Annotated in this window: 12 protein-coding genes and 15 tRNA genes; 2 read left to right on the top strand and 25 right to left on the bottom strand. The window is 40.5% G+C overall.

The genetic code is table 11. The annotated features are described in order from the left end of the window. Positions 1-183: 183 nt before the first annotated feature. Positions 184-2,079 (bottom strand): PrkA family serine protein kinase, encoded by a 1,896-nt coding sequence (locus AWM68_RS08150; RefSeq protein ID WP_066239717.1) that lies wholly within the window; start codon positions 2,077-2,079, stop codon positions 184-186. Positions 2,080-2,250: 171 nt separating this feature from the next. Between AWM68_RS08150 and AWM68_RS08145 the strand changes: the two genes are divergently transcribed. Next, entirely contained in the window at positions 2,251-4,089 is a 1,839-nt protein-coding gene (locus AWM68_RS08145; protein ID WP_066239715.1) for a transglycosylase domain-containing protein, read from the top strand. Between the two features lie 226 nt (positions 4,090-4,315). Here AWM68_RS08145 and AWM68_RS08140 read toward each other — a convergent pair whose 3' ends face one another. From AWM68_RS08140 to queG, 5 genes are all read right to left on the bottom strand, one after another. Further along, a complete protein-coding gene (locus tag AWM68_RS08140; RefSeq protein WP_066239713.1) occupies positions 4,316-4,873 on the bottom strand; it encodes a DUF5366 family protein in 558 nt (185 codons plus the stop codon). Between the two features lie 485 nt (positions 4,874-5,358). After that, complete coding sequence (gene trmL / locus AWM68_RS08135; RefSeq protein WP_066239710.1) at positions 5,359-5,832, bottom strand: tRNA (uridine(34)/cytosine(34)/5-carboxymethylaminomethyluridine(34)-2'-O)-methyltransferase TrmL; 474 nt, start codon at positions 5,830-5,832, stop codon at positions 5,359-5,361. 87 nt (positions 5,833-5,919) lie between these two features. Further along, positions 5,920-6,801 carry an amidase domain-containing protein gene (locus tag AWM68_RS08130; RefSeq protein WP_082820627.1) on the bottom strand — a complete coding sequence of 294 codons (882 nt, stop codon included), beginning with the start codon at positions 6,799-6,801 and terminating at the stop codon, positions 5,920-5,922. A 66-nt stretch (positions 6,802-6,867) separates the two neighbouring features. Continuing rightward, positions 6,868-7,404, bottom strand: coding sequence for a methylated-DNA--[protein]-cysteine S-methyltransferase (locus AWM68_RS08125; RefSeq protein ID WP_066239708.1), 537 nt, complete (start codon positions 7,402-7,404; stop codon positions 6,868-6,870). A 59-nt stretch (positions 7,405-7,463) separates the two neighbouring features. Then, positions 7,464-8,609 carry a tRNA epoxyqueuosine(34) reductase QueG gene (gene queG / locus AWM68_RS08120; RefSeq protein WP_066239705.1) on the bottom strand — a complete coding sequence of 382 codons (1,146 nt, stop codon included), beginning with the start codon at positions 8,607-8,609 and terminating at the stop codon, positions 7,464-7,466. A gap of 75 nt (positions 8,610-8,684) precedes the next feature. On the opposite strand from queG, the gene AWM68_RS08115 reads away from it, so the two are divergent. After that, positions 8,685-9,341: a B3/B4 domain-containing protein gene (locus AWM68_RS08115; protein ID WP_066239703.1), complete on the top strand. Its 657-nt coding sequence runs from the start codon at positions 8,685-8,687 to the stop codon at positions 9,339-9,341. Between the two features lie 310 nt (positions 9,342-9,651). On the opposite strand, the gene AWM68_RS08110 is transcribed toward AWM68_RS08115, so the two are convergent. The 19 genes from AWM68_RS08110 to AWM68_RS08020 form a co-directional block, all read right to left on the bottom strand. Next, positions 9,652-10,329 (bottom strand): coiled-coil domain-containing protein, encoded by a 678-nt coding sequence (locus tag AWM68_RS08110; protein WP_066239700.1) that lies wholly within the window; start codon positions 10,327-10,329, stop codon positions 9,652-9,654. A gap of 120 nt (positions 10,330-10,449) precedes the next feature. Further along, positions 10,450-10,653, bottom strand: a complete 204-nt coding sequence (locus AWM68_RS08105; RefSeq protein WP_066239698.1) for a hypothetical protein — start codon at positions 10,651-10,653, stop codon at positions 10,450-10,452. A gap of 112 nt (positions 10,654-10,765) precedes the next feature. Continuing rightward, the gene (locus tag AWM68_RS08100) at positions 10,766-13,222 is read right to left on the bottom strand and encodes a YhgE/Pip family protein (RefSeq protein WP_066239695.1); all 2,457 of its coding nucleotides are present in this window, start codon (positions 13,220-13,222) and stop codon (positions 10,766-10,768) included. A 207-nt stretch (positions 13,223-13,429) separates the two neighbouring features. After that, entirely contained in the window at positions 13,430-15,661 is a 2,232-nt protein-coding gene (locus AWM68_RS08095; protein ID WP_066239693.1) for an ATP-dependent helicase, read from the bottom strand. Between the two features lie 126 nt (positions 15,662-15,787). Continuing rightward, positions 15,788-15,872: transfer RNA gene (locus AWM68_RS08090), tRNA-Leu, on the bottom strand. Positions 15,873-15,899: 27 nt separating this feature from the next. After that, a tRNA-Cys gene (locus AWM68_RS08085) sits at positions 15,900-15,974 on the bottom strand. A gap of 13 nt (positions 15,975-15,987) precedes the next feature. Next, positions 15,988-16,062 (bottom strand) — tRNA-Gly (locus AWM68_RS08080). A 71-nt stretch (positions 16,063-16,133) separates the two neighbouring features. After that, positions 16,134-16,208, bottom strand: a tRNA-Gln gene (locus tag AWM68_RS08075). A 15-nt stretch (positions 16,209-16,223) separates the two neighbouring features. After that, positions 16,224-16,299, bottom strand: a tRNA-His gene (locus AWM68_RS08070). A gap of 13 nt (positions 16,300-16,312) precedes the next feature. Further along, positions 16,313-16,386 (bottom strand) — tRNA-Trp (locus AWM68_RS08065). An 18-nt stretch (positions 16,387-16,404) separates the two neighbouring features. Continuing rightward, positions 16,405-16,489: transfer RNA gene (locus tag AWM68_RS08060), tRNA-Tyr, on the bottom strand. An 82-nt stretch (positions 16,490-16,571) separates the two neighbouring features. Continuing rightward, a tRNA-Thr gene (locus tag AWM68_RS08055) sits at positions 16,572-16,647 on the bottom strand. Between the two features lie 8 nt (positions 16,648-16,655). Further along, positions 16,656-16,731 (bottom strand) — tRNA-Phe (locus AWM68_RS08050). Positions 16,732-16,776: 45 nt separating this feature from the next. Further along, a tRNA-Asp gene (locus AWM68_RS08045) sits at positions 16,777-16,852 on the bottom strand. A gap of 4 nt (positions 16,853-16,856) precedes the next feature. Beyond that, positions 16,857-16,933, bottom strand: a tRNA-Met gene (locus AWM68_RS08040). A 32-nt stretch (positions 16,934-16,965) separates the two neighbouring features. Then, a tRNA-Val gene (locus AWM68_RS08035) sits at positions 16,966-17,041 on the bottom strand. Between the two features lie 27 nt (positions 17,042-17,068). Next, positions 17,069-17,143 (bottom strand) — tRNA-Glu (locus tag AWM68_RS08030). Between the two features lie 27 nt (positions 17,144-17,170). After that, a tRNA-Ser gene (locus AWM68_RS08025) sits at positions 17,171-17,262 on the bottom strand. A gap of 4 nt (positions 17,263-17,266) precedes the next feature. Further along, positions 17,267-17,341: transfer RNA gene (locus AWM68_RS08020), tRNA-Asn, on the bottom strand. Positions 17,342-17,390: the final 49 nt, after the last annotated feature.

The raw sequence follows: 17,390 nt of genomic DNA, 5'->3' as shown, positions 1-17,390 counted from the left end.
CTTCCTTTAGTTAGCTTATTAGTATCAATTTACCATTTTTAAATAAGTAAATACAAGTTCAATTATTTTTATCATAAACATGATGACAAATTTCTTTTGAGAATTTGTTTAGTTTTCCCTATTTTTTTGTAAAAAAACACACCCAAGACAACCTTTCATCGTGTCCGGGTGTGTTTCGCCATTTTATCGGTTCAGTAAACTACCTACATATCGCAGTAGTTCGTTGGCACTAGTTGAATTGTAGCCATGCTCATCAACTAAGCGCGCAATAACTTCATTAATCTTTTTCAGTTGTGACTCATCTGGTGTTTTAGACGATGTTGTAATTTTAACAACATCTTTAAGATCAGCAAACAATTTCTTCTGAATCGCTTCTCTTAGGCGCTCGTGAGAATTATAGTCAAATTTCTTTCCTTTTCTTGCATATGCTGAAATTCGAATAAGTATTTCTTCACGAAACGCTTTTTTGGCATTCTCTGAAATCCCGATCTGTTCTTCAATCGATCTCATTAATTTTTCATCAGGACTCATCTCTTCACCAGTAAGCGGATCACGTAATTTATTTTTATTGCAATACGCCTCAACGTTATCGAGGTAATTGTCCATAAGCGTTTTTGCAGACTCTTCATACGAGTAAACAAACGCTTTTTGTACTTCTTTCTTCGCAATATCATCGTACTCTTTACGAGCTGCCGAGATAAAGTTAATAAACCTTTCTTTATCTTCCTTCGATATGGATGCATGATGATCAAGCCCGTCTTTTAATGAACGCAGAACATCTAACGCGTTGATAGAAGGTGACTCTTTACGAATAATGGCTGAAGAAATTCGGTTAATCACGTAACGTGGATCAATACCTGACATACCCTCATCCGAAAATTCTTTCTTCAATTCTTCAAGATCCACATGATTGAACCCTTCAACGATCTCCCCATCATACATTCTCATCTTCTTTAATAAATCCATTCCTTGTTTCTTTGAATCTTTTAATCGTGTCAGTACTGAGAACGTTGCTGCTACCCTTAATGCGTGAGGGGCAATGTGAACATGTGACATATCACTCTCAGAGATCATCTTCGCATAAATCTTCTCTTCTTCTGAAACTTTTAAGTTATACGGAACACCCATCACGATAATTCTGGAGTGAAGCGCCTCATTTTTCTTGTTTGCGATAAAAGATCTGTATTCGGATTCATTGGTATGAGCTACGATAAGCTCATCAGCCGAAATCAGGGCGAAACGGCCGGCCTTAAAGTTACCCTCCTGTGTGAGTGAAAGAAGGTGCCATAAGAACTTCTCATCACACTTCAGCATTTCCTGGAACTCCATCATCCCTCGATTCGCTTTATTCAGTTCACCATCAAAACGATAAGCACGAGGATCAGATTCAGATCCGTATTCAGCAATCGTTGAGAAATCGATGCTGCCCGTTAAGTCAGCAATATCTTGTGACTTTGGATCAGATGGACTGAACGTTCCGATTCCTGTTCGCTTGTCTTCAGAGAAAAAGACGCGCTCTACCATTACATCTTCAATGCGATTATCATATTCGTGTTCTAACCTCATCGTATTTAGAGGGGACAAGCTTCCTTCAACACGAATGCCATAATCCTCATAAAAATCTTTTCTAAGGTGCTGCGGAATGAGATGAAGCGGATCTTCATGCATCGGACACCCTTTGATCGCATAAACCGCTCCCGCAGGTGTTTTTGTGTACTGCTCCAATCCTCTTTTCAACATCGTAACTAACGTGGATTTACCACCGGATACTGGCCCCATTAACAACAATATACGTTTACGGACATCAAGGCGTTTAGCGGCAGGATGAAAATACTCTTCAACAAGTCTTTCGATCGATTCTTCTAAACCAAAAATTTGATCGCTGAAAAAATGATACACCTTTTGACCATTCTTTTCTGAAATTCCAGCATCTTTAATCATGTTGTATACTCTTGAATGCGCAGACTGGGCTACAAATGGCCGATCTCGTAAAATATCAAGGTATTCAGCGAAGGTACCTTCCCAGGCTAAACGCTGTTCTTCTTCACGATGCAGTTGGATTCTCGATAAAATATCCATGAGTACCTCCTTGATTGTATTGGCTCCATCAAGTGTTAATCTACTCTATGCGGGGATGTCCGTAATCATTCTGTTTGAATAGTGATTTTTTATTTAAAAAACGAAGAATCTCTCTTATCCCTTTCATGGTAAAATATGTTTATCATTGTGTTTTGAAACGGAGAAAGTACTATGAATCAGAAGCTTGGCCTTGTTGCGCTGCTCTTTTTACTGAGTGTTGTGTTCTTTTCCTTTGTTGGATTAAGAAATGAATTCGAAAACTATATTCCGTTTCAAAAAGCGGTTCAAACGCTCGCAAAGGTAGAAAATATTGACCTTGATGAGAACAGCCGTCTTCTCGACCAAAACGGGAATCTTCTTTTCGAATTCAGAGGTGAAGAAAGCCGTATCTATCTGTCTTATAAAGAAATACCCGAATATATCCGCCAAGCGTTTATCGCAACAGAAGATCAATACTTCTTACAGCATCATGGTATAGACGGTAAAGCAATCGCTCGCGCATTTATTGCCAACTCAAAAGACGGAGGCATTCAGCAAGGCGGAAGCACAATAACACAGCAACTGTCACGCAATCTTTTTTTAACACAAGAACGTACATATGACAGGAAATTAAAAGAATTACTAATCTCTTATCGAATTGAGCAACAGTTAACAAAAGAGGAGATCCTCGAGCTTTATATCAACACCATCTATTTCCAAAATGGTGTGTACGGCATTGAAAAAGCGAGCCGTTATTACTTTAATAAAACGGCTACTGAGCTTACATTAGGGGAATCCGCACTCCTTGCAGCGATTCCTAACAATCCGGAGCTATATAATCCATTAACAAAGCTCGACAACACAAAGAAACGGCAAAAATGGATTTTGGATAAGATGAGGAACCAGGGATTTATCGATGAAGCATTGTATGGTGCGGCAATTAAACAACCGATTAAATTAAATGTTTCACAGCAGACTGTCCCCTTTCCTGAAGTTGTTGGTTATATTAAAGACGAACTGCTGAGCTTGCTGGCTGAGGCGCCAAGTAATAAGGGATTGACGGCCAAAGAGCTTGTGCTTCAGAGAGACAAACTGTTAAGAAGCGGTGTTGTCGTTGAAACGTCATTAGATTCTAAGTTGCAGACAGTAGTTTTGCAAGCGATTAAAGGGCGCTTGCCTTATTCAGGTGTAGAAGGAGCTGCTGTAGTTGTAGATCATGCTTCGAAACAGATAGTCGCCATGGTAGGAGGTAAACAAGTCGGTTTAGATGAATTCAACCGAGCCTATCAAGCAAAAAGGCAGCCGGGCTCTGCGATTAAGCCACTTCTCGCTTATGCACCGTATGTTGATGTGTTCGGGGCAAAACCGCATTCACTCCTATCAGCAGCGAAGATTTGTGAAGGGAATTATTGTCCAAACAACTACGGTGGGGCGTCTTATGGGACGGTCTCATTAAAAAAAGCGATGGCAAGTTCAATTAATACAGCCGCTGTCCGTGCATTAAAGAAAACAGGTGTAGAGAAAGCTTTTTCTTATTTAGATCTCTTTGAATTTTCATCTGTTACGCTTGAAGATCATCAGCTTGCAAGTGCACTCGGCGGTTTTTCGAATGGCTTTTCTCCGCTTGAACTTACTAGTGCCTATACGACTTTTAGTTCAAACGGAACGTATGTTAAACCTAGATTGATAACAACTGTAAAGGATAAGAGCGGAAGGGTTTTGTATAAATGGAACGAACAGCCTGTTAGAGTATGGAGTGAGAAGACAAACACCGTGATGCGTGAAATGCTTGAAGCCGTAACAGTTTCTGGAACAGCAAGGGACGCAAGGTTTTCGGGCTCGACGTACATTGGTGGAAAGACCGGAACGACAAACGATGTAAAGGATCTTTGGTTTGTAGGGCTGACAGATCGCTATACGGCTGGCGTTTGGGTAGGCCGTGATACACCTGGCAGTCTTCGATCGATTGAGAAATCTTCTCCTGAAGTGATGATTTGGCGAGATATTATGAAAAAAGCATATCAGAAATGAATGAAGAAACCTGTCACTCGTTGAGCGACAGGTTTTTTAGTGGTACATGCGTACTTATAAATCGGCATTCTACGAAAATTTTGGCTATTTCCGCGACTTTCTATATTAATCCCGCGAGATTTGGGTTAAATCCCGCGAAAAAGCCAAATAATCCCGCGAGAACTCATGATATACCCGCGAGTTTGCACTATTCAACAACGCGGCTAATACCAAATAGGATAAAGGTCTATGTAATCGCCGCAACGAATGCATTATAAAGTCGCAGCACCGTATAAACAACAATCAAACCGAAGCCTGCCCAAAAGAACAAGTGCATGAATACCATGCCGATAATGCCAAATGTAGTTAAGTTTCCGCCGATTCTCAGTAAAAGATAAAAGAAGTACACAAGTGATGCTGCGACAAACACGATACATATGAGCAACACAGAGTGGTTAAAGATAATGGCAAGCATACCGCCAGCAAAAAAGAACCATCCCCCGCTTTTTCCTTCCTGAAGAAGCGTCCCTTCTGAATCACTCGAGAAAAAGAACAAACTTAAATGAGTCAGTGTATCAGACAATAACTTCAGAGCGGCAAATCCCATAAAGAACAATAAAAATAAACAAAAACCGACAGACAGGTGTATCACATGATCTTTAAACAGTTCCTGCATTCCTTGATAAACGCCAAAGTATTTTAGCTTATCAATTAAAAGTCTTTCAAAGTAAATGGCAAAACCCGAGCTGAACAGGATAATCGAAAACAACGGAAGATACCCTGTCATATAAACGTTCTTCTTCATTAGCGCAACACGAATCCCCTCAAAATGTTAAATCTTCGCAGAAATGCATTCCCATGAAAACCGTTTTCATTTATAATGAGTAGAGAGAATGGAAAGAATAAGACTACTTTCAAAGGAGGAGTTCAAATGGATTTTATCCTCATCCTACTCGTGATGCTCGCCTTCCTGACTGCAATCTTTACAGCAGGCTACAACGATCGTCCTGGAAAAAACTAATCCATGTACATATGGAAGTAAAAACGTCCCTTTTTAATCAAGGACGTTTTTTTATTTGGATCTTTTCTCTAGAAGATTATTGTTTTCGTTCATTGTGATTGCTCATTCTCTTCATTGACAAGTTGATTGGAGTGCAAGGTGCGAGACTCCTGCGGGACAGGCGGGCTGGTGAGACACTTAAGAGTGTAACGTCCGAATGTGGCTCACCGCCTGCCCCGCGGAAAGCGAGCACCTGGAGCGGAAATCAACCACTTCCAATAGTCAACAGTTTATTTCAACTCTCCAAAACTTTGCTGACGCAGCGCTTCATAGATTAAGATCGCTGCTGTATTCGATAAGTTCAATGAACGAATATGTTCATTCATCGGAATGCGCAAACACCTTTCCATGTTCGCATCGATTACCTCTCGAGGAAGTCCCTTTGTTTCTTTTCCAAAAATAAAAAAGACATCCTTCTTTGAATCCGAGTAATCAAAATCTGAGTATGTTTGTTCACCAAATTTGGTTATATAATAAAACTCACCATTAGGATATTCACTATAAAAGGCATCCAAAGAATCATGATGAAACAATTTTACATGCTCCCAATAATCAAGCCCAGCACGCTTTAAGTATTTGTCTTCCAAAGAAAAGCCGAGTGGATGAATCAAATGCAAGTGTGCGCCGGTCCCTGCACAAGTCCGTGCGATATTTCCTGTGTTTGCAGGAATTAACGGTTCAAATAATACAACATGTATAGCCAAAAAGCTCACCTCAAAAACAATATTCCAACAAGTACTTATTATAGCACTTTTTTAGGAATATCACTCTTTCGAAGGCAAGCTTTCCCCTTACAGAATATGAAAAAATTTATATTGAATACGTTTTGTATATGCAGTTGAATCTTCATAGCCCCAATACCGCATTCTGCTGTTTGTCGTATGTGCATTTACGAGTGGTTCACCAGAAGGATCCTTTGCAACAACAATTGTCGTATGCTGATAATGGCCGTCACCATCAAAGTCATAGCAGATTACATCTCCCGGCAATAACAAATGAGCTGCAGACTTTTCTTGGGCTTGAAGACTTGATTTCGATCCGCTCAAATACCACCTAAGCGCATTCGCTACAGACCAGCTATAGCTCCAGGAATTGTTTCGCATCCACCAGCCCTTAGACTTAATAGATTGAGATGTCATCGGAATCCCGCCAGCATGAAGACTTTGTGAAATATAATTCGTGCAATCATTCTCAAACGATTTATAAGCAGGATTAAACGTATTCCACCATCGCTCTGCATATCTTACAGCAGCAAGTCTGTCATAACCGCCTTTCGTGGGTGCGATCGATTCATTTTCACGTTCGATCTTCGGCAATTCACGATAATTGCCTTCAACGTTAACGGGTTCATCACTTTTCATATCACCTTCTTGAAAAATGGCTCTCCGTTCTTGAGACATCTCTTCTACATAAAAGTCAAATCCATGCTTAATCAAGAAACTATAATGGACCAAATAATCTACCTGCACCTTTCCCGCCGTCTCAGTCGTTCGCAAAACACTTCCATTCGTTTGGTTGTTCACGATATACGCATTTCTATCGGTATACATTTGTTTTTTACGTATAAAGCTTTCTTGTTCTTCTCGTAAAAAGAAGCCTCTTCCATCTGCATCTGCATGAATCATCCACTGCGATTGGTTTTGAATATAAGCTTTAAGTGTTTCCATCCACATCAGACATCCCTCCTGCTTTTACTAACATATGAGTGAGATATCAAAAAAAAGAACCCTTTAAGGGCTCTAGGATGTCTTCTTACAGCTATTCTGTTCAATCGATAATAATATTTCTTTTTTGTCTAATCCCCCGCCGTATCCAACAAGTGCTCCATTACTCCCAATAACGCGATGGCATGGAATAAATACCGGTACAGGATTCTGGTTATTCGCGCTGCCTACAGCACGAACAGCTTTAGCTGCTCCAATGCCTTGAGCAACTTCCTTGTATGAACAAGTCGAACCATAAGGAATAGTCGAAAGCTGGTTCCATACCTTCTTTTGAAAAACGGTACCAAACAAATCGTAGTTCACGCTAAACTCATGCAGGTTGCCTGCAAAGTATGCATGTAATTGCTGAACGGCATCTTCCAAATACACAGGAGAATGTATAAGTTCTCCCTTAATAAAATGTTTAGCCATCCATGAACGTAAAGATGGAAGGTTATCCTCCATTGAACCAAAATCGAGACGGCAGATTCCGTTCTCCGTTGCAATGATTGTTAACGGTCCGATTACGCTTTCCATTTCTTCGTAATAGAGTAACGTTTTAATCTGACACATAATTATCCCTTCTTTTCATTACTTGACCTTACTATATCGGACACTCCAAACATATGCGATTACGAAATTTCTTGATTTCGAACCATTTTCAGTCCCTTTTCTATCTCTAGCTGTACCAAATCGTCTTTTTCGCGCTCTTTTGCAGATAATAGTTCCAATTCCGCACCATCTCCGCCAATCTTACCAATTGCCCAAGCTGCCGTTCCTCTTATTACAGGTCTAGGGTCATGGTTTAATACGTTTACGAGATCTGATACAGCTGTTTTATCTTTAAAATGAGCTAAAGCGATAATCGCATTGCGCTGAATCGGTTTCTTCCCTCTCCAGCTGCCTGAAACATACCCGAATTTTTCTTTGAACTCTCTATTGCTCATAGACAACAACGGCTTTAATAGCGGCTTTGCAATCTCTGGATCAGGCTCCATTTCAACGTGGTGGTGAAAATCTTTCCCCTTATTTTCAGGACATACTGTCTGACACGTATCACAGCCATAAAGCCGATTTCCTAATTTGTCTCTATATTGGTCAGGCAGAAAACCTTTTGTTTGGGTTAAAAAAGCAATACACTTAGACGAATCGAGCTGTCCTCCTTGCACGAGTGCACCAGTCGGGCATGCCTCAACACATTTGTTGCAGGAACCGCATTGATCTTCCATTGGCGTGTCTGGCGGAAGTGCCAGGTTTGTGATCATTTCTCCGAGATACATATAGGAGCCAAACTCGGGAGACATGATCGCACAGTTTTTAGCACTCCATCCGATACCCGCTCTTTCAGCGACAGCCCTGTCTGAAAGTTCACCTGTGTCTACCATTGATCTCACATTTGCTTCTGGAACTTTTTTTATAATAAAATTCTCCAGCAATGAAAGCTTTTCTCTTAATATATGGTGGTAATCTTTCCCCCATGATGCTCTGCAAAAAATACCTCTTCGTTCTCCCTTAACACTTCTTGGAGCGTTTTTCATTTTGGAAGGATATGCTAGAGCGATAGATATAATGCTCGAAGCACCCGAAAGCAGTCTCTCAGGCTCTGTTCTTTTCTCAATATCACTTTCTTCAAATCCTGATTGATAGCCAAGGTCTTGCTGTAATCGGAGACGTTCTTTTAGCTCACCAAAGACATCAGCTTGTGCGAAGCCAATTTTGTCAATTCCGATTTCTTTACTATATGCAACAATCTCTTCTTTCAACTGGGCACTTGTCACGCATATCCCTCCTTTACATTTATTTTCCACACTTATGTTAAACTACAATTATCTATAAAACCGAAACGGGGTTCGATGATGATCACTATTTCTTCAAAAATAAACGAACTTGTCCCAAATTTTAAAATAGGTACAATTACATACCATGATATCGCGATTAGCGAGTCACCGCAAATGATAAAAGGGAGATTCCAGCTTTTTACAGAATCACTGCGTCTTGAAGAAAAAACGGCTGCAGATTACCCTGGTGTTGCTGAATACCGCTCCGTCTTTAAAACGCTAGGTACTGATCCTTCAAGGTACCGTCCCGCTTCAGAAGCGCTATTGCGACGTGTTATAGGCGGAAAGGATCTGCCTTCGATCAATTCTGGAGTGGACGTTAATAACTTTTTCTCCATTCGTTTTGCCATTCCAATCGGCCTATATAATCTCGATCAGATTAAGGGTGATGTGGAGATTCGCATCGGTCGTGCTGAAGATTTGTATGAGGGATTGAACGGACGTGAGATGAATATGGAAGGCAAACTGTTGTCCGCTGACTCCTTTGGTGCTTTTGGCAGTCCGATTGTAGACTCCAAGCGAACGATGGTGGATGAAACGGTTCGCAACGCGCTGCATATCGTCTATTTGCAGCCCTCAATGGATAAAAATGAAGCGGCCGAATTATTGGAGTCAATGGCTAAGATGTTCACACAAGTGAATGGGGGAAGTGCTGAGATTAGCATCATTTAACGGCGTTTTTTCATTTTGAGCATTTGATGCACTACATTCCTATTTGTCGACTCGCCGATATATGTTAAAAACTAGCCGGATTAATGGAATAACTCGCTGTATTATGATGTAATCTGGCCGGATTATTGCTTATACTCGCCGTATTCACTGCTCACATCATGAAAAACAAAAAAATGCAGGGCTTCATTGGATCAACGAAGCCCTGCATTAAAACCTACAACTAACTTATTCTATATATAAGCAGAATATAGGACATTTATGACAAGTTCTTTTAAACAATTTTATAATTTTGATACAGCCAAACTCCTTTTTATTCGACAAGCGTGTATTTAACTGACAATGTAGCTTCAATTTCGTCTCCTTCATACAGTTCAAACACGTATTCAGGAAGAAACAAGTCATCTCCTCTTCCTAAGATGATGTTCACTTTACTCCCGCCATTTACAAAGTAATTACCAAATCCGTTCACTGGCTCTACTTTATATCTACCTGGAGGAATGTCTTTCCCAGCTTCAAAGACGCCAGCAACTAAAGTTCTAGGTTCCTTCTTTTTTGCCAGTATGCCTTTATTTAATTTATCAAGCACACTTTTCTTATTCGAGACCTCACCGCTGATCTTTTTTAATTCACCATTCTTTTCATCGACTTGATTCACTAACGTATCGATTTCTTTTTGAATATTTTCCTTTTGACTGACCAACCCTGAAACTTCTTCGTACTTCATTTGCAGTCCATCCAATTCAGCCTGCTTATTGCTTTCCTCTTCCTCCATCGCTTCCACTTTTTCTTCTATATTTTTCAGCTCACTTCTCAACTCTGTGATTTCACCGTCAATTTCATCTGCTGTAACTTTTTTATCATACAATAGAACGGAAGCATTGTTAAAGCCAACAGAATGTGCAGCTACGGAACTCACAACTACTAACACTAGAGCGATTAAGCCTAGATACACCCACTTCTTGTTAATTAAAGATGTATCAAACTTCATCAGCAACCCCCTATTGAGTCAAAAGTATGTAGTGCTATATCTTTACTTTATTTTTCTAAAAAATCATTATGCTTTTATCCAAAATAAAAACCCCTTGAACAAGGGGCATGTGAGTCATCACTATAAATATCGAAATAATACAAGGATAGAAAACACTAAAAGAATAAGCATGACAACAAGAAGCCGTAATGATTGAAAAATCCTTACCAGCAAGCCGTTGATCATGTGCATATAGTGAAAGATATCTGCCGTAATAAAGGTTATCGAAACCAAGGAGATCGTAATGAGTATCAAACAAACCGTGACACGCCGATCTCTATACATAACATAGCTAACCTCCTTTACACCTACATATTCAGTGTACAAGAAGAAGATTCAAAAAAGTTCCCGGCCAAAGAGCCTGGGAACTTTTTTATTTGTATTATACAGTTTGCAATCAGCCCGCTAAATCCAGTTTTTGCGGCTGACTTTTCGCTTTTGTAAACAAGTATACTGCTATCGACAAAAGACTGAAGGCAAGTAGATAGACGAGTAGTACGCTCATATTCGCAAAAGCAGAGCTTGTGTTATTCAACGTAATAAGCGCTTTAAAGCCAGCGATCGAATAAGTGAACGGTAAAAACTCACTTAATGTACGCAAATTTTCTGGCAGCATAGCTATTGGCAAGTTTGCTCCTGTTGTTGAAAGCTGAAGAATCACAAGTGCAAATGCAATAAAGCGTCCGATGTTTCCAAATGAAGCAAAGAATAACACGATGCTTGTGAACACAATACTCACAAAAACAGCAAAAGCTATAAATCCAACTGGGTTTTGAACTTTTACATGTAAGAAAAGCAGAACGACAGTTGATAGCAGCAATGCTTGTACAATCGCAAGTGCACCGAGGTTCAAAAACTTAGCTCCGAACCAAGAAATTGCAGAGATCTCTTGAGGTTTCTTAAAGTTAATGAAAAGTGACATGATCAAGATACCCACAAATAATGCGAGTGAAAGTACATATGGTGCCGTTGAATCACGATATAATGGGTATTTATTAACCGTTTCACTTTTCAGTTCTACTGGTGATGAGAACATGCTTAAATTTTTATCAGTAGCCGCTTTAATCGTGCTCGTTTTTTCCGCCCCATCCTTAAGACCCGATGATAGCTCGCTGCTTCCATCATTTAATTGTCCCGCACCATCATTTAGCTTTGTTACTCCTTCAGTCAATTCACCCCAGCCCTTTTCAACCGAAGTGTTGCCATCCCGAACCTGTAACATTCCAGAGTTAATTTTAGTTGCACCAGCTGTCAGATCGCGCCAGCCTTTTTCAACCGAAGAGTTACCCGCTGAGATTTGAGTTGCCCCATCGTTCAACTGAGTAACCCCAGTCGTTAACGCTGTCCAGCCCGTATTAACCGATTGGTTTCCTGCAGCGATTTGGGACGTTCCTGCGTGGAGCTCTCCAACCTTACCGACCATCGTGTTCCAACCGCTTTCCACAGAAGCCGTTCCCTGTTGAAGAAGAGGGACCTTTTCGCTTAGCGTTGTTACTCCGTTATCAACTAAAGTTTGACCAGCAACGAGTTGATTTACACCGTCTGCCAAAGATTTTGGATTAGGTACTTCATTCGCTGTGAAGGCAGCCGCGATTGATGCCGCTCCTTGTTTGAGAGCCTCAAGCTGCTTCCCTTTTTCTGGGTCAGCAGTTTTTTGAGCTAACGCCTGACTCGTTCCATATATCTTCATAAAAGCAGGATCGTTTTGCAGGTCTGGGTGATCTTTTAAGAAAGCTTGAAGATCTGATGATAAAACTTGTAGACCAGCTCCCAATTGCTTTGATTCATCTACTACCGTACTTACTCCGGCAGAAACAGCTTGTGTCCCAGGTGCAAGTTCACCCTTTATCGCACTTTGAACACCTTTTAATCCTGCAAGAACTCCAGATGTACCCTGCTTTAATTGAGGGATATTATCGCCAAGCTGCTTCGCTCCAGCAGCTAAATCTTTAATGCCTGACTGCTTGTCCTTCAATCCTTGCAATAATAATCCAGTACCTTCATTCGCTGCTGCAGAACCAGCAGCTAGTTTAGAAATATCCCCAGATTTTGCTTGCAGAGATTTGAGCATTTCTGCAGTCCCAGCACTTAGCTGTTGAGATCCATTCGCGAGTTTGCTGATGTCTGCTTGTTTAGCTGATAAAGAATTAACCATTTGTCCCGTTCCATTTTGGAGCTCTTTTGCTCCATTGGCTAATTTCGAAATGTCAGCTGTTTTGTTTGTAAGCGATTCCAAAAGTAAGCTCGTTCCGTCATGGAGATCAGACATTCCTGTATTTAGTTTACCTGAACCGTCTGCTGCTTTTTGAAATCCATCAGAAACGTCTCCGAGACTTGCAAACATGTTGCTCGCATACTTTTCTGTAATCTTATCCCCCAGTTTTTCTCTTAACTTTTCTGTAGCACTTCTCGTTACCTGAGCTGCCATGAAGTTTAAACCTTCATTTTGAATATATTTCAACTCAAGTTTTTGCGGATTATCTTCTAAAACCGTTGTCACTCTTTGAGAAAAGTCTTCAGGAATTTCAATAACCATATAATACTTTAGGCTATCAAGACCCTTCTTAGCTTCAGTAGAGCTGACAAAGTCCCATCCGAGATCCTGCCCTTTCTTTAAATCTGCGACCAAATCATTCCCTACATTGATCGGCTCATCATTCGACAGTGCGCCTTTGTCCTTGTTGACCACTGCTACAGGCAAGTTTGACAAATTGTCGTACGGACCCCATTTTGGTGATAATAGAATACCACCATAGACGACCGGAACAAGCAGCGCAGCAATAACAGAAATCAATACCCCTTTTTTTGCTGCCAGCTTTGTCATCTCAGCCAAAAATAAGCGAAAGACACTCATCCCTTTCCCCCCCGTTTATACAAAATAAGAACATTTTTGTAAAAGTGAATGAGTATTCACATCTACTAGAATGTATAATTCTAATAAATATGTATAAATCCTCCTTACTTATCAGAAAATTGTAAAATATTAAAATATTTAAGGGAGATATGACCTATTTTTATGTAAAATAAAAGCGAATACTGCAGAAAACAGTATTCGCTTCATTTAAAGATTTTCTTTTTTCTTGAGCTCTAATAACCCCATATCTATACAAGCTTTTATAGATAGCTTTTTTTCTTTGGATGGAAACTTAATCTGAATAAATTCCTCATTTACATTTGTAATTTCGCCCGTTCCGAAAACCCTATGAACAACTGTTATACCTGCACGTATTGCTTCCTTTTCTCGGATAGCATTTGGATTGTAAGGAACACCATTTACCTTTTCTCGATCACTTGCCCCAATTTCTTTTTTTATTCTAATATTTTTTTGAGTTATGATCCCTTTAGGTGAAGATAGATCAGGAGGATTGATAATGTTCTTAACATCAGCAACAAATAGGGATTCTTCAGCCTTTTTTCCGTCCCGATAATCATAAGAAATAAGTTTTAATTGTTTTTTTGCCCTTGTCATTCCTACATAAAAAAGACGAGTCGATTCTTCCATCAAACCGGTTTCAGTTCGATCTTCACTAGAAGGTATGATCCCTTCTACTAAATCAATCATATATACCTTCTCAAACTCAAGACCTTTTGAGCTATGAAATGTGGAGAGCGTTACTGAATTCTGCCCTTTCATCCTTTTGGCTCTCTTTAAAACAGCTTCCAAATGCCTCAGCCTTTTTGCAAAATCCTCAAGACTCTCTAAGTCAGAAGCAATCTCCTCAAGCGTATCTAAAATGCCAATCAAGGTATCGATACGAAATCCGAGATTCTTACAGGTCTTTTCAAGTGCCTTATCATAACCTAACCGATCCCTGATAACTCTAATAGCTTTAAGCGGCTTCATTTCTTTCATTTCTTTAAACGTTTCTTGGCTTGCTTTCAATAACTTAACTTGATATTCCTGTAATTTCACATGTTTCAGCAAGTTATCAAATACAGAATCATTCGTATTCAATTGCTTTAAAGCATTCATCTGCTGCTTACTAATATAGCCGTTAAATTTTAAATGAATCTTCTCTAGAATATCTAGCCGTTTATCCGTAAAAGCCATGCGCATAAAATTCAATATATCCTGAACGACCCAGTGTGAAAAGAAGCGATTATCAGCATCCTTCATATAAAAAGGAATCCCTGCACGATCAAAATCATTCATTAAACCTATTGAGGAGGAATTGTTACGGTATAAAATAGCGATATCCTTTAAATCCTCTTCCTCTTGAAGTTCCTTAACCAAGTATTTGGATTGTTCTTTAAAATTGATGAGATTACTTATTTCTATCGGTTTATACAGAGGATTCTCTGTGAACATGTTCTTTTCGTACCTATTCTTGTTTCGTTTAATAAATTGATTAGATACTTTCACGATATCCTGTGTTGATCGATAGTTCTGCTCCATAAACAGGATTACAGCTTCAGGATACACCTTTTTAAATTCGAGTAAATAAGCAGGCTCAGCACCTCTCCAGCTATAGATTGATTGATCATCATCGGCTACTACACATAAGTTCTTATGATTTGAAACCAATTTTTCTATAATGGAATGCTGCACCAGCGAGGTATCTTGACTTTCATCGGTTAAAATATAATCATATCTTTGCTGGTACAGCCTCAGCAAATTCTCATTACTTTCTAATACCTCATTACAAATGGTAAGCATATCATCAAAATCCAATAAAATATGATTTTGATCAGCACGCTTAAATTCTTCATATTGAATAATGATTTGTTCAGCTTTTGGAACATCACAAGACACAGTTGACCATTGTTCTCTAGGAAGCATTTTATTTTTAATATAGCTGATATACGTTGTGAGCTCTTCCATTTGGTCCTCAGTTATATTCTCACCTACGATTGACTTAAACAAGTTTCTCAATATCAGCTTCTTATTCATCTGAATGTTTTCATCCCGTGCTGCATTCTCGTCTAATTCTTGCTCCCCTTCAATAATTCGAAAAGAAATCCCCATCTGTCTGTGGTAATTTCTAACGACTTCAAAAGCAAAGCTATGTATGGTCGAAAAGTCTGCGGGTTGAAGATCAGGATAAAATCGCACATAGCGTTCTTTCATATCGTTTGCCGAAGCTTTACTGAATGTAACTGCTTTTATACGCCATGGATCTACGCCTTTTTGCTTAATTAAATAGCCAATACGCATGATGATCGTAGTTGTTTTCCCAGATCCTGGCGATGCGAGCAATAGAAGAGGTCCCTCTGTGTGGAGTACTGCTTTTTTTTGAACATCATTTAAAGAGATTCCTAAATCTTTTTTCATTTTAGCGAAGAAGTCATCCATTATTGCGTACCCCCTTTGGTGAAATGAAATGGTTAGGCTAAGTTAAAGTACAAAGTGTTAAAAACCAAATAAAAAACTCCCCACAGATGTGAGAAGTTTTAAGTTCAAATGTTAAGTTAAGTAAAATGGTACCGGTGGTCGGGGTCGAACCGACACTCCAGAAGGAACACGATTTTGAGTCGTGCGCGTCTGCCAATTCCGCCACACCGGCATTTGAATCTTTTTTGAATTGGAATTATGGAGGCGGCACCCGGATTCGAACCGGGGGATAAGGGTTTTGCAGACCCGTGCCTTACCACTTGGCTATGCCGCCAGAATATAAAAAATGGAGCGGAAGACGGGATTCGAACCCGCGACCCCAACCTTGGCAAGGTTGTATTCTACCACTGAACTACTTCCGCAAACATTTAATTAACTTTTTAATTAACTTATAATATGCTGTTAAAGGCATCTTATGTTATAAAAATAAAAATGGCTGGGCTAGCTGGATTCGAACCAACGCATGACGGAGTCAAAGTCCGTTGCCTTACCGCTTGGCTATAGCCCAACACTTTAATATTAATGGGGCGGACGAGGGGAATCGAACCCCCGAATGTCGGAACCACAATCCGATGCGTTAACCACTTCGCCACGACCGCCACAGTATATATTTGGCAGGGGCAGTAGGAATCGAACCCACACCAAAGGTTTTGGAGACCTTCGTTCTACCTTTAAACTATGCCCCTATATAAGGAATTAAAAGATGGTGGAGGGGGACGGATTCGAACCGCCGAACCCGGAGGGAGCGGATTTACAGTCCGCCGCGTTTAGCCACTTCGCTACCCCTCCACAAATGAAGACAGGTTTTATTATAAAACATAAACACCCTGTTTTTCAATACGTTTTTTATTCCATTTAAGGAAGAAAAAACTGGTGCCGGCTAGAGGACTTGAACCCCCAACCTACTGATTACAAGTCAGTTGCTCTACCAATTGAGCTAAACCGGCAAAAAAAATGGTGGCTCGAGACGGAATCGAACCGCCGACACGAGGATTTTCAGTCCTCTGCTCTACCGACTGAGCTATCGAGCCAAGAAACAATGTCTTGGTGTTGTAAAGCCACCGTTTAAATAAAAATGGCGGACCCGACCGGGGTCGAACCGGCGATCTCCTGCGTGACAGGCAGGCATGTTAACCACTACACCACGAGTCCAAATTGGTTGCGGGGACAGGATTTGAACCTGCGACCTTCGGGTTATGAGCCCGACGAGCTACCAGACTGCTCCACCCCGCGATGATAAAAATATGATATTTTTAAAGTTTAAATGGTGGAGGATGACGGGTTCGAACCGCCGACCCCCTGCTTGTAAGGCAGGTGCTCTCCCAGCTGAGCTAATCCTCCATATTTTAAGTTGGTTATGTATATATGTGGTGACCCGTACGGGATTCGAACCCGTGTTACCGCCGTGAAAGGGCGGTGTCTTAACCGCTTGACCAACGGGCCATTTATTTGAACTAGAGAGTATGTATCTGGCGGAGAGCAAGGGATTCGAACCCTTGATACGGGGTTGACCGTATACACGATTTCCAATCGTGCTCCTTCGACCTCTCGGACAGCTCTCCAATATGGCTCCACAGGTAGGACTCGAACCTACGACCGATCGGTTAACAGCCGATAGCTCTACCACTGAGCTACTGTGGAATATGTATGGCTCAGCGACGTCCTACTCTAACAGGGGGAGACCCCCAAC

Source organism: Fictibacillus phosphorivorans (assembly GCF_001619875.1).
Lineage (GTDB): Bacteria > Bacillota > Bacilli > Bacillales > Fictibacillaceae > Fictibacillus > Fictibacillus phosphorivorans_B.
Note: the sequence above shows the minus strand (reverse complement) of the source record. Positions and strands in the feature narration are given on the sequence as shown.